This window comes from Xanthomonas sp. NCPPB 2632 (assembly GCF_041228075.2).
Classification (GTDB): domain Bacteria; phylum Pseudomonadota; class Gammaproteobacteria; order Xanthomonadales; family Rhodanobacteraceae; genus Luteibacter.
The window spans coordinates 3,540,718-3,555,813 of sequence record NZ_CM192979.1 but is presented as its reverse complement, the minus strand read 5'-3'; the positions used below and the strand labels follow the sequence as shown (position 1 = coordinate 3,555,813).

Here is a 15,096-nt window from a genome sequence, read left to right as displayed (position 1 = left end):
CTAAAGCTTTCGGCAGGATGGCCGACAACATCGCGGATCGCCTGTACAAGGGGCGATCCCGTCATGGAGAAGCCGCGCTCGCGCGGGCTTCCCGCACATTCGGACGTGTGGAGTGGACAGCATGGGTTTTCAGGGGGCGCGCCGTTGGCGTGCCATGGGTCGGACGCTGCTGGTCAGTAGCGCCGTCCTGATAGCGGGGGTGGCGCTGGGGCAGACCACCCTCGACAAGCAGGAACAACTGCGTCGTGCGCGCCGGTTGGACCAGAAAGAGACCGAACGCCAGGAAGAACCGTTCCTGCCATTGCCGCCGAGGGCCGTCGAGCGGCTCGATGCGCCGTTGCCGAAGGAAACGATGTGCTTCACCTTGCGCGCGCTCCGTCTGGAAGGCGACCGGGCCAACGAGTTCGGCTGGGCACAGCGCTACCTGGACCGATTTGTCGGCCAGTGCGTGGGGCGGGCCGGGCTCGAGGCGTTGCAGCGACGCCTTTCCAATGAACTGATCGCCCGGGGTTTCGTCACCACGCGTGTCGGCGTGCCGGCGCAGGACATCGCCCAGGGTAGTCTGCGCATGCTGTTGGTGCCGGGCACGATCCGACGCATCCGCTTTGCCGAAGGCTCGCCCACGCTGGACTGGCGCACGGCGTTTCCCTTGCGCGAGGGTGACCTGCTCAACCTGCATGCCATCGAGCAGGGGCTTGAGCAGCTGAAGCGCGTCCCGTCGCAGGACGTGACCATGGATATCGCGCCGGGCGGTGAGGTCGGCGAGTCCGACGTGGTGCTCACCGTGCATACCACGCGGCGATGGCATGTCGTCCTCGACGCCGGCGACGCCGGGTTGAAGGGCACGGGACGGTACCAGGGCAACCTCAACCTGTCCCTGGACAATCCGCTGGGCTGGAACGATCTCTTCTCGATCGGCGCGGGGCACGCACTGGCCACCCACGCGGACGGCGGGAGCACCTTCAGCGAGAACGCGACCTACAGCGTGCCGCTGGGCTGGTGGACGATCAGCGGCTCGGTGTCCACGTACCGCTACCGGCAGTGGATCGAAGGCTTCCAGCGGCGGTTCCGATCCACCGGCACGTCCACATCCAGCGACGTGACCATCCAGCGCCTGCTGATGCGCGGTACCTCCAGCAAGACTTCCGTCGAGGCGCGCGTGGCGACGCGTAGCGCACACAGCTATATCCAGGGCGTGGAAGTGGGGATCCAGCGGCAGCGCGTGGCAAGCGCCGAACTGGCCCTGGTGCATCGTCATTACCTGGGCCACGCGCAGCTCGATGCACGCCTGGGCTACCAGCGCGGCACGCCGTGGTTCGGCAGCCAATGGAACGCGTACGACCCCGCGATCGGCTTCCCGACCAACCGTTACGGGCTGACCACGCTGGACATCTCGCTAAGCCAGCCGTTGCAGTTTGGCATGCAGGCGGCGATCTGGGACAGCAGCCTGCGCCTGCAGAATTCGACGGATCACCTGCCGGCCGCGGAACTGCTGACCATCGGCGGCCGTTACTCGGTACGTGGTTTCGATGGCGAGCAGACGCTCGCCGGCGAGCGCGGCGGCTACCTGCGCAACACGCTGACCTTCCCCATGGGAAGCCTCGCTCCGTATATCGGTGCGGACATCGGCCGGATCTCCGGACCCGGCTCGCAGGCCAGCCACAAGCAGCTGGCGGGCGCCGTGATCGGCATGCGCGGCAGTTACCTCGGCCTGAGTTGGGACCTCTTTGCAGGACGGCGGCTCCATGCGCCACGTGGTTTCGATACCGATCAGCCGGCGACCGGCTTCCAACTGATCTACCAGTTCTGAATTTGCCAGACGACGCCGCCGAGCGGCGATCCAGGGAACATGTCATGAAGACGAGCAAGGAAACGACGGGCCGCCCGCAGGGCGCGCGCCTTACCGGTCACGCGCTGCTGCGCAGCGTGCCGATCGCCGTGGCACTGGCCGCGGTAGGCATCCCGGTGGTCTCCTGGGCCCAGGTGGTCCCGGACGCGGCGGCAGGCGCTCATCAGCCGAAGATGGATTCGGCGGCCAACGGGGTTCCCGTCGTCGACATCGTCGCGCCCAACGGTGCGGGCGTTTCGCATAACAAATACCAGCGCTTCGATGTCGATCAGCGTGGCGTGATCCTCAACAACAGCGGGTCGATCTCGCGTACGCAGCTCGGTGGTTACATCGCCGGCAACGACAACCTGAAGAACGGCGAAGCCTCGCTGATCCTGAACGAGGTGACCTCGGGCCTGCCGAGCAGCCTGCGCGGTTACGTCGAGGTGGGCGGCAAGGCCGCGCCGGTGGTGATCGCCAACCCCTACGGCATCACCTGCGATGGCTGCGGCATCATCAACAGCCCTCGCTTTACGCTGACCACCGGCACGCCGGTGTTCGGTGGCAGCGGCAGTCTGGACGCATTCCACGTCACCGGCGGCAGTATCGCCATCGGCAGTGGTGGGCTGGACACCGCGACCATCGATCGGACCGACCTCATCGCCCGCGCGCTACAGGTGAACGGGAAAATCTGGGCGAAGGACCTCGGCGTCGTCGCCGGTAGCAACGACGTGGGTTACGCGGATGCGAGCATCCGTGCTGGTGAGGCGACCGGGGCGCGCACCGGCGTGGCGATCGACGTGGCAGCGCTGGGCGGCATGTACGCGGAGAAGATCCGCCTGGTAGGTACCGAGGCCGGCGTCGGCGTGGTCAGCAGCGGGGTCATCGCGGCCCAGGCCGGTGATCTCACGCTGAGCAGCGCGGGCGAGGTGCGTCTGGGCGGTACCACGGTTGCGATGAACCGGCTGGGCCTCGACGCGGCCGGCCCGGTCACGCTCGACGGCACGTTCGGTACGCAGACGGGCGATGTGTCGCTGACCACGCAGGGCGCACTGGCCTTGCGCGGTAGCGTCATCGCGGCGAACGCCTTGAGCATGCGCGCCTATGGCGACATCGACCAGTCCGGACGGGTCAATGCGGGTGGCAACCTGACACTCGCCACGTCGGGTGCGCTGCGCAACAGCGGGGTGGTCTACACCGCGCAGTCGTTCGATATCTCGACGGGTACGGTCCTGCGTAACGACGGCACGATCTATGCGATGGGAAGCGGCCGCGCGTCGGCGGGTGGCGCGGTAGAGACGACGGCCTCGAGCACGCTGCATGCCGGTAACGCGTTGTCGGTGGACGCGGGCGCTCTGAGTAGCCTCGGTGTCATGGATGCCGGTGGCGCGCTCGCAATGGCGAGCCGGGGCGACACCACGCTCGACGGCGCCGTCCAGGCCGGTGGCAATCTTTCTGTCCTGGGCGCTGGCGTGGTCGTCAATCAGGGTTTGTTGTATGCAGGCGGCGATATGTCGCTGGCAGCGGCAGCCCTCAGCCAGGCCGCGACGGGACAGATCTACGCCGTCGGCAGCGTCAAGGCGCTGGTTGCAAGGGACACCGTCAACAGCGGTAGCGTGGTCGGCAGCCGCGGTCTGAGTGTGGATACACACGGACTCGTCAGCACCGGCGAACTGGGCACACGGCAGGGTGATGCTGCGCTGACCAGTGCGACTGACATGACCCTCGCCGGCAACACCGTGGTCGGTGGCGCGCTGCGCACTCGCACGGCCGGCAACCTTCAGCAGACGGGCCAACTCACTGCCGGCTCGCTGGACGTCGACGCGGCCACACTGTCGAACACCGGCTCGCTCTACGGTCGTGGCGACGTGGTCGTGCATACGTCGAAGGACCTGACCAACAGCGGCTCGCTTTACGGCGACGGTTCGCTGGCCCTCAACGCAGATGGCAGCGTGGTCAATACCGGCACGCTGCACGCAGGCGCCGACCTCGGCATGCAGGCGCGCACGATCGACAGCGGCAAGCAGCTCGATGCGGGCAGGGATGTACGCCTTTCGGCGGATACGATCCGCACAGCAGGTATGGTGCAGGCGGGCCGCGATCTCTCGCTGGCTACCGGCGGTACGCTGGACAACGATGCACAGGTGGTTGCCGGCCGGGACCTCGGCGTAGACGCGGCCTCCGTGACGAACACGGGCGCCTTGTCCGCTACCCGCGACATCGCGCTGACCGTCACCGGTGACGTCGCGAACAACGGCAAGCTCTACGCGGGTCACGCCCTGGGTGTGGATGCGAATGCCATGTCTCTCGGCGCATCCGGTGCGGCGAGTGGGGCGGATACCGCGGCAATGAACTTGCGCGGTGATCTCCACAACGAGGGCAACCTCGTCGCAGGCACCTCACTGAACGTCACCGCCGCCAGTATCGATTCCAGCGGCTCGCTGGGGTCGACGCTAGGCAGCGTGCGTCTCACGTCCACACAGGGCGACGTGCGCCTGACCGGTACCACCTCCGGCGCGGGCGCGCTGGTCACACGCTCGGCCCAGGACCTCGTCGTCGACGGCACCCTCAGCGGTGCCTCGCTCGACATGGGCGCGGCGCGCTCGATGGCATTGGCGGGTACCGTCTACGCCGATGGTGATCTTTCGCTGCATGCCGGCACCACGCTGGATGCCTCGGGCACGATCCACAGCGGCACCGACATGAATGTGTCGGCCGACGCGCTGACGACCCGCGGCGTACTCGATGCGGGTCAGGATCTCCGTCTTCAGGCCGCGACGACAATGCTGGGCGGCACGCTGCAAGCAGGGCGCGACGCATCCATCGACGCAGCGGCAGTCACCAACGACGGCGCGGTATCCGCATCGCGGACGCTCGCCGTCACCGGCAGCGGCACTTTTACGAACAACGGCAGCCTCTATGCGGGATCGAACCTCGCGCTGCGCACGAACGGACTGAGCCAGACTGCCAACGGACAGATCAGCGCGGCGCAAGCCATCGACCTCGTGTTTTCGGGCGCCTTCATCAACGCGGGACGCCTCGTCGCCGGACAGGGCCTGACCATCACCGCGGGCAGCCTCGCGAGCTCCGGGCAGCTCGGTACCCTCGCGGGCGACGTCGCGCTGAGCGCGACGCAGGGTGATCTCACCCTCAGCGGCAAGACGGTATCCGCCGGTGGCCTGCAAGCCACCTCGGCCGGCGACCTGGCGCAGACAGGCTCGTTAAGCGTGAAGACGCTCTCGTTGGGAGCGACGGGCGCGATTCAGCTCTCGGGCAGCACATACAGCGACGCCGATGCGACGCTGAGCGCGGGAACGACCCTCGCCGTCGACGGCACGCTCTCGGCGGGCACCCAGGCCACCTTATCGGCGGCCCAGGGCATCACGGTAGGCACCGCCGGTGTGGTGCATGCCGGTGGCGACATCAAGTTCGACACGGCATCGATCACCTCGCAGGGAACGCTCGACGCGGGCAACGACGCGGCCCTGAATGCGGCATCGGTCGATCTGGCGGGACGCCTACAGGCGACGCGAGACATTCATCTCTCCGGTGGCACGTTGCGTAATGCGTCGACGATGGTCGCCGCGCGCGACGTCATCCTCGGCAACACCCAGGCGACCAACCTCGCCAACGGCGCGATCAGCGCGCAGCGCAATCTCGCGCTGACCGTCGCTCAGGATGTCGTCAACGATGGTGTGCTTTACGCGGGTCAGCTGTTCACACTCGACGCGACCCGTTTCATCCAGGGCACGCAGGCGCAGACCACCGGCCATGCCGGGCTGACCGTGGGCCTGAGCGGTGCGCTCGACAGCGCGGGTAGCATCGTCGGCGGGAATGGCCTGGCTATCCAGGCCGGAAGCCTGCGTAGCACCGGCCAGCTCGGAACCACGCAGGGCGATGTCGGCCTGGCGACGATGCAGGGCGACCTCACGCTCGCCGGCACGACGGTCGCCGCGGGCAACTTGCACGCCACCTCGGCCGGTGCGTTGGGTCAGACCGGTTCGCTCAGCGCGACGACCGTGGACCTCTCATCCGCGGGCGACCTGATGCTGGCTGGCGACACGTCCAGTCATGCGGGCATGACGCTGGGTGCGGCGACGTCGCTGCACGCCAGCGGCACGGTCTACGCAGGCAGCGATCTTGGCGTGCATGCCGGTGGTGGCTTCGACAACAGCGGCGTGATCGGCGCGCAGGAGGCCACGACGCTCGATATCGGCGGTGCCTTCACGCAGACGGCGTCCGGCACGCTGCAGGGCAACGGCGCACTGACCATCGTGGCTGGCAGCGTCGACAGCAAGGGTGTGATAGCCAGCGCCCAGGACCTGCAGCTGACCGGTCATGGCAACGTCGCGCTGGCGGGAACCACCCAGGCGGCCGGCATGCTCCGTATCGATGCCGATGGCGATCTCGCCAATGCCGGCAAGCTGGCGTCCGGATCGGCGATGACGCTGACCGGTATGCGTATCGCCCAGGCATCGACCGGCAACCTTTCCTCCGGCGGCACCCTGGTCATCGCCGCGCGTGGCGTGCTGGACAATCAGGGCACGCTCTATGCCGGCAAGGCACTGACCCTGGGTGCCTCCGCGCTCAACCAGGGCGCCTCAGCGCAGATGTATGGCGCGGACACCGTCGCCATCGACGTGGCGGGTGCGTTGCAGAACGCCGGTAGCCTCGTCGCGGCGAAGGGCATGGACCTGCGCGCGGGCAGCGTCGCCACGACCGGCACGCTCGGTACGCAGCAGGGTGACATGGCCGTGCTCGCGCGACAGGGCGATCTCACGCTCGGCGGCACGGTATCGTCCGCGGGTCGCCTCGATGTGTCGACCGCCGCCGCGCTTCACCAGAGCGGCCAGCTGACCGCCACGACCCTCACGTTGACGGCGCAGGGCGACCTGACGTCCGATGGCGATATCGTCGTGCAGGATGCCGCGCTGAAGAGCGGGGGCACCCTGAGCCAGAACGGTGCCCTCGGCGCGAATGGCATCACCCTCGTTGGAACGACCGTGAACAACAGCGGTCGCACGCTGTCGTCGGGCGACCTGACCGTGCGTGCCCGGAGCATCGGCGTCGACGGCGTGCTCGGTGCCGGCGTGAAGCAGGACGGCTCGCTGGGCACCAGCGGCACGCTGCATACGCTTGCCGACGCGGGCCTGACGGCGCATGGCAGCCTGCTGGCCGGTGGTGCGCTCGACGTGCAAGCCGGTGCGCTGGACCTTTCCAACGGCACGCAGCGTGCGGGTGGCGACGCCTCGCTGATCGCTCGCGTCGGCGATATCGATCACACCGGTGGCGATCTCGCCATCGGCGGCGTGCTGACCGCGCAGACCAACGGCAAGCTCACCAACCGCAGCGCGAATGGACGCACGGCGCGTATGCAGGCGGGCCAGCTCTCGCTCACCACGGGCAGCCTCGACAACGGTGCGGGACAGCTACTGCAGACCGGCGTGGGTGCGACCTCGATCAAGACGACCGGCGTGCTCGACAACACCGGTGGCACGATCGCCACCAACTCGGCAGGCCTCGCCTTGCGCGGCACCCGACTGGTCAACACCGGTGGCAACGTGCAGGTGGCGGGTACGGGTGTGCTCGATATCAACGTGTCCCAGGACATCGACAACCGGCAAGGCACTCTCACGGCCAACGGCACGACGCAGGTCGTCGCCGGCGCCGGCGTCGCCAACGATGGCGGCCTCATCAATGCGCACGGCGGGACGACCGTTTCCGGTGCGTCGCTGAGCAACACCGCCAACGGTGCGATATCCGGAAGCACGCTGGACGTAACGGTTTCCGGCGCGGTCGGCAACAGCGGTGGCCTGCTCCAGGCGACGTCTGGCACCACGCACGTCGGTGCGGGCAGCCTGAGCAACGTGGGCGGTGCGGTGCAAGCCGCCAACGGCGCGGTGAACCTCGGCATCGTCGGCATGCTGGATAACCGTGGCGGCACGATCGCCGCCGGCTGGGCCGCGCAGCTCGATGCGGCGAGCCTGAGCAACGTCGGCGGCGTGGTCTCCGGCGGTACGCTGGGGCTGCAGGTCGGCGACACGGTCAACAACAGCAACGGCTTGTTGCAGAGCCGCGGCAACCTCGACCTGCGCACGGCGAATGGCCTCACCAACAACGCGGGCCGGATCGAAAGCAACGGTGCGACGACGTTCAATGTCGGCTCGCTGGCCAACGTCGGCGGCCGTATCGCCAATGCGAGCGGGCTGGTCACCCAGGTCAGCACCGGCGGCGCGATCGACAACCGTGGTGGCACGCTCGGCGGACAGGGCGACGTCAATCTCACGGCATCGTCGATAGGCAACAGCCAGGCGGGTACGCTGGTGGCGGCCGGCAACATGACGCTGTCGACCGGCCAGCTGGACAACAGCAACGGTACGGCATACGCCGGCAATACCTTCACCTTCACCAACGGTGGTGCGACCGCCTACAACGCAGGCGGCAAGATCACCGCCGGTCGCCAGCTCAACCTCAGCCTGCTGACGATGGAGAACAGCGGCGGCACAGTGCAGGCCGGCATCGACGGCGTGGGCGGCGTGGGTAACGTCGTGCTCGACATCCGCAACCTCGTTGGGCAAGGCACCATCGTCGCCAACAACACGCTGGGCATGCACCTGGTCGGCGACTACATCCAGGCGGCGGGTTCGAGCATCAAGGCGATCGGTGGCTTCAACCTCGCGGTGGATGGTCAGTTCGTCAACAACGGCAGCATCCAGGCGGTGCAGGGCCTGACCATCAGCGCGGCGAACATCACCAACAGCGCCGGCGCGCTTCTCAACTCGTCGAACACCCAGCTCAACACGGGCGGCACGATCACCAATGACGGCAGCATCCAGGGCGACACGGTCGGGCTCCATGCCGGCTGGGTGAACAACACCGGCACGATCATGGGTGGCGACGTCACGGTGCAGGCGGGTACCGTGATCAACGGTGCCGACTTCGGTGCGCAGACCGCTAACGCGGCGTATCAGAGCGGTACGATCGCCGCGACGCGCAACGTCGACATCTACACGAACTACCTGCTCAACCGCGACGCGCAGGTGTTCAGCCTGGGCAACATCAATATCGCCGGCGCGGGTCGCAATGGGCAGGGCCAGTTCGACACACGCGCCGGTCAGGTGGACAACTATTCCGGCTCGATCCAGGCGCAGGGCAGCATCCTGCTGGCGGCGAACCAGATCAACAACGTGCGGCGCGTGCTGCAGACCGACAGCCATACGTTGACGCAGGCGGAGTACGACGCCTCACAACCGCTACCACGCTCCGACTACACCTATGCGATGAACAAGGTGCAGGAGTACGAGACCTGGACCGAGTACCACACGATTTCGCAGTCCACCGTCGTGGCCGCGAGCGCGCAATCGCAGATCGTCTCGGGTGGCAACATCTCGCTATACGGCTCGGTGAACAACAACACGTCCACGATCGCCGCAGCGGGTTTCCTTGCCATCAACCAGGCCGGTGCGGGTGGCGGTACCGGCATGGTGTTCGGTAACGAGAATGTGGCTAACCAGTCGCTGGCGTTGGGGCGCACGATCCAGGCCGTTGCCGTCAACCACCATATGGGCTGCGGCTGGCAACAGAGTCTCTGCCGCCCCGGTCAGGAAAAGGAATCGTACACGCGCCGCCCGGATACCGATCCGACGCATTACATCCACGACAATTACAACGCGTTGCCTGCCGTGATGTCGGGCAGCCAAGGCGTGTCGATCGGCGGCGTGAACGTCAGCAACGGCGGCGTCACGGCCGACGGCCGTTCCGTGTCCAACGCGCGCCTCGACCCGAACGGACAGGCGATCGGCCTGTCGTCCGCGAACAAGGGTGGCGCGCAGGCCGGCGGTGGTATCGCCATCGGTGCGCAGGTCGACCCGGCTACCGGCCATGCTCTGCAGGTGCTCGGCGGCGCGGGCCAGCCGCTGGCGGGCGTGACCCTGCCGACCGGCGGTATCTACTCGGTACGCGCGGCCGGTGCCGGCCAGAGCGTTACCGTGGACGGCGGCAGCTCGTCCGCGCCGCTGACCGGTGGCAGCGGCGGCAACACCGTCACGGTCGACGGTCCGATCGGCGACAACCTCGTGCGCAGCGTGAGCGGTGGCCAGCGCGTAGCGGTAGGTGGCGTCGATGCGGGCGTGCTCTCGGCCACGGCCGGCAGTGCCTCGGCGCGCTCGGTGCGATCGATGGGCAGCGCCTATCTCACGGCCTTGCTCGGCCACGCACCGAGCAGCAACTACCTGATCGAGACGAACGCACGCTTCGCCGACTACAGCCAGTTCATCAGCAGCGACTACCTGCTCGACCACTTGGGTGTCGATCCGGCCCGCACAATGATGCGCCTGGGCGACGGCTTCTACGAGCAGCAACTGGTCACCCAGCAGGTGACCCAGCTCACGGGTCGTGCGTACCTGTCGAATTACGCCAGCGGCCTGGCCGAGTACCAGGCGCTGATGAACAACGCCTCGAACGTGTCCCGGGCGATGAGCCTCAGCGTCGGCGTGGCGCTGACGGCCGACCAGGTCAGCTCGCTCACGCAGGACATCGTCTGGCTCGTTCAGCAGAACGTGCAGGGTCACGACGTGCTCGTTCCGGTGGTCTACCTGGCCGGCGGCAGTCTGGGCCTGACCGCGCAGGGTGCGGTGATCGCCGGCAAGGACGTGACCATCGACGCCAGCGGCACGCTCGCCAACGATGGCCTCATCCGCGGCCAGAACAGCGCCGTGCTGTCCGCGCAAAACCTGCTCAACAGTGGACGGATCTCCAGCGATGGCCTGACCGCGCTTTCGGCGAGCAAGGATATCGTCAACACCAACGGCCGTATCGACGGCGCCGGCGTGGCGCTCGTGGCGGGTGGTGACATCCGTTCGGAGAACCTGACCGGGCTCGGCGTGCGTGGCCTGGAGGTTTCCAGCATCACGGCCACTCAGGGCTTGCAGGTCAGTGCCGGCCACGACCTGTCGTTGAGCAACACGTTGGTTTCGTCGGGTGGAAATGCGCTGCTGACGGCCGATCACGACCTGTCGCTCAGCGGCCATGGCGTATCGGCTAGTGGCAGCCTGGCCCTGATGGCGGGCAACAACCTCTCGTTGTCGTCTACCGTCACTACCGAAACGCCGTACCGCTGGAGCAGCATCACGACGACGCGTGCCGATGGTATCGGCCTGAGCGCCGGCGGCAACCTGTCGCTGGTGGCAGGCAACGACATGACCCTGTCCGGCTCGACACTGAGTGCCGGCGGTGACGCCATGCTCCAGGCAGGTCACGACCTGACCCTCGGCGCCGTTCAGACCGGCAACCGTTGGAATACGCAGACGCTGGGCACGCAGATCAATGCGGGCGGCTCGCTTGGGCTGTCCGCCGGCCACGACCTCAACGCCGAGGCCGCGACGCTGAAAAGCGGTGCAGACATGGCGCTGCTCGCCGGTCACGACCTGTCGCTGACCGCCACCACCAACGGCAACGCCAACCACGTCACTCACCAGGTGACGACCCTCGATGCCGGCGGCAACCTGAGCATCGCCGCCGGCAACGACGCGTTGCTGCAAGGCACGCAGCTGACCGCCGGCAAGGCGGTCGGCCTGCAGGCCGGCAACGACCTGACCCTGGCGCCCGTCACCGACAGCGCCTCGCAAACGTCGAGCTGGAAGGAAGGCAAGAAGCGCATCACCCAGACGACCACGGACGACACCGTGCGCGGCGTGGCGGTGAATGCAGGCACCGGTGTGCAGATGGTTGCCGGGCACGACCTCACGCTACAGGCGGCGGACGTGAAGACTGCGGGCGATATTGCGCTGGGTGCGGGTCACGACCTGTCGCTGACGACGGCCGACGAGACGCATACGGTCGTTACAGATACGAAGAAAAAGAAGAGTGGCCTGCTCAGCAGCAAGACCACCACGACGCATGACGAAACCTCCAAGACCCTGGCGGTCGGTACGAGCCTCAACGGCGATAACGTCAAGCTGGTGGCCGGTAACGACCTCACTGCCACAGCCGCTTCGGTCACGGCCAAGGGCGACATCGGCTTGTCGGCCGGTCACGACTTGAACCTGCTGGCGGGTGACGACGTCTACGACGAGAGCCACAGCAAGACGACCAAGCGCTCCGGTATGACCCGCGGGCTGATGCCGACCGACTACAACTACCAGACCCAGACCAGGGCGAACGCCGACGTTAGCGAGGACCACGTAGCGGTCGGCACGCTCCTGAGCGGCGACACGGTGACGGTCAGCGCCGGTCGTGACCTCTCCACGCAGGCGGCGCAGGTCGCCGGTACGCACGATGTGACGCTTGCCGCAGGCAACGACCTGAACATCGGCACGGCCGTGAGTACCCACGCCGAAGGTCACAAGCAGAGCGTATCCACGTCGGGCTTCATCCAGAACGGCCTGAGCGTCACCATCGGCAACCAGAAAACGAAGAACACGCTGGAGGTCACCCAGGTCGATGCCACGGGCAGCATGGTGGGAAGCACAGACGGCAAGGTGACCATGGCGGCCGGCAAGGACGTGCATATCACCGGCTCGAACATCCTGAGCCAGACCGGCACGACCATCGTGGGCCAGAACGTCACGATCGACGCCGGTCTCGGTACGGTCGACACCAAGCAGACCCAGTCGGTGCACTCCGGCGGGATCAACGTCGGTCTCACCGGTGGCATGGCCAGCGCGGCGCAGGGTGCGTACGAATCGGCGCATCGCGGCGGTCAAGCCGACGACGACCGGCTCAAGGCGTTGTATGCGATGCAGGCGGGTTACGGCATCGTCGATACGGTGAAGGGTGCCGGTGCCGCGGTGGCGGGCGCCCAAGGAAAAGCGGCCGGGGGCAACGTTCCGGACGCCGACGGCAACACGGCCAGCGGCGCGGAGGGTGCGGCCAAGGCAAGCGGCGTCAGCCTGCGTATCGGTTTAGGTGCCAGCACGGCGAACAGTCGCGCCACCACACACGACGACACCACGGCGGGAAGCACGCTGCGCAGTGGTGGCGACATCACCATCGCCGCGACCAACGGCGATCTCAACGTCATCGGTAGCCAGATCGACGGCAAGAACGTCAGCCTGGCTGCGACCCACGACCTCAACCTGCTGAGCCAGCTCGAAGCGCACACGCAGAAGAGCAGCAGCGCGAACGCCAGTGGCGAAGTCGGCTTCAGTGTCGGCAGCCAGACGGGCATCTACGTAACCGCGTCCGTCGGCAAGGGCCTTGCCCACGGCAACGGCACGACGAATGCCAACACGTCGGTCAATGCTTCCGACAAGCTGAGCATTATTGCGGGTAACGATGCCAACATCCTCGGCGCACAGGCCAGGGGCGAGACCGTCGTCGCGGCGATCGGCGGCGACCTCAACATCGCCAGCCACCAGGCCACCAACGACTACGCCAGCCAGTACTGGCAGGTCGGCGGCACCTTCGTATACGGCTACGGCAGCCAGGTCAGCGTCGCCGTCGGCAAGACCACCAGCAACTACACCAGCGTCGACCAGATCAGCGGCATCGGCGCCGGCAAGGGTGGCTACGACATCTATGTCGGTGGCAACACCGACCTGAAGGGCGCGGTGATCGCCAGCTCCGCGGACGCATCGAAAAATGCACTCAGCACCGGTTCGCTGACCTTCAGCGACCTGCAGAACAAGGCAGATTACAGCTCCTTCAGCGCGAGCGTGTCCGGCGGCGGTGGCGGCTTCAGCGGCAGCATGAGCGTGCCGCAGTCGAAGGATTCGAGCAGTACGACCAAGGCGGGTATTGCTGCTGGGGCGATTGACGTTCGTGAGCAGCCGGGTAGGGATCTGAGTGGGTTGGATCGGAACCCGGACATCGACGCCGGTGGGTTGAAGGCGATCTTCGATCAGAAGAAGGTGGCTGAGCGGCAAGAGATGGGGCAGGTGGCTGGCTATGTCGGCATGCGGGCCGCGGGGGACCTGGCAGGTCAAATGGGGTGGGCCGAAGGAAGCAAGGAGCGAACCGTTCTGCACGGTGCGGTAGGAGCAGCCATCGCATCGCTGGGCGGTGGTGATGCGATGGCTGGCGGGCTGGGAGCAGCAGCGAATCAGGCCGCCATACCGGCGATAGCGAGCTACTTGATCGACCAGGGTTATAAGGCCGACTCGCCCGAGTTTGCCACGATGATGCAGGTGGCGGCCATTTCGATAGGCGCTGTCGCCGGCGAAGGTAGTGGTGCTTCTGCGGCGCTGGATGGCACCAAATACAACTACCTGAGCCATCGCCAGATAGACGAGCTGAAAGATGCCCTGGCTAACTGCAAAGATCAGGCTTGCAGAGATTCGGTTACCGCCGAGGCGAAGAAAGCCTCGGCATCGAACGATCTCGCACTTGCCATGACGTGCCAGAGCGGAGACTCTACTGCTTGCTATAAGGGGCTGGGTGCGCTCGAGTCGTACTATGGCAACACGTCTGTCCCTGATTCACTTAGGAAGGATCAGCGACTAGACGCTGCGCTGGAGCAGTCCAGTTACTTCGGAGATATCGGGCTCTGGGGAGGGTTGCGTTCATCGGCTTATGCGTATCTGCCGCAGGACGACGAGAGGGGGCTTTTTGCAGCGGGAGCCGTGATCGGTGCCGTACATGGCGCAGTCCCTTTTCTGGGAAACGACGAGCAATCTAATCCTAATAACCCTTTCTTCCCGAAGCAGCCCGGCAGTGCACCAGTCGATTACACGACGAATATGCCTTCGGGCATGGCTCAAGGCACCGCTTTCGGAGAAGGCGTAGGTAGCGTCGCTTGGCTAGCTTTTACAGAGGGCGCATCGGCTACTGTAGACGCGAATCTCGTAAACAATGCTGCACGGGCCCACGGTACGGCCAATGCCGCGCGTGAAGGTCAGCTCGTTGCCGGTGCTGGAACCGAAAGCTCGATCTTATCGAATGCTGTTCTCAATGAAACGCAGGTAGGATACGGTCCCAAAGACCTTCCAAGCGTCGGCGATTTTATTAATCTAGCTAGTGACCAAAGAACTCAGCACATTTTGCTGGGTGATGCTACAGGTGGAGGACATCTATGGCCTGGCGCTCCAGGAAAAACGCCTTTTCCCGATTCTTGGAGCGTTGATAAAATTATGCATAGTGTTTCTGACTTGGCTACGGATCCTAATGCGTCATGGACTCAATTAACTGGTAAGCCCGGAGCACAATACACTACGAAAGGTAAGCCTGTCCGCTGGGCTGTTGAAGGCGTTTATGACGGTGTGAACGTGCGTGTAATAGTGGAGCCTAACGGTGAGGGTATTATTACAGCGTATCCAAAGTAGAGAGGGGAA

Annotated in this window: 2 protein-coding genes; both read left to right on the top strand. The window is 66.0% G+C overall.

Translation table 11 applies throughout. The features are described from left to right. Positions 1-154 precede the first annotated feature (154 nt). Positions 155-1,810, top strand: coding sequence for a ShlB/FhaC/HecB family hemolysin secretion/activation protein (locus tag AB8808_RS15150; RefSeq protein ID WP_369930473.1), 1,656 nt, complete (start codon positions 155-157; stop codon positions 1,808-1,810). Positions 1,811-1,854: 44 nt separating this feature from the next. Then, positions 1,855-15,087 (top strand): hemagglutinin repeat-containing protein, encoded by a 13,233-nt coding sequence (locus AB8808_RS15145; protein WP_369930472.1) that lies wholly within the window; start codon positions 1,855-1,857, stop codon positions 15,085-15,087. The last annotated feature ends 9 nt before the right edge of the window (positions 15,088-15,096 follow it).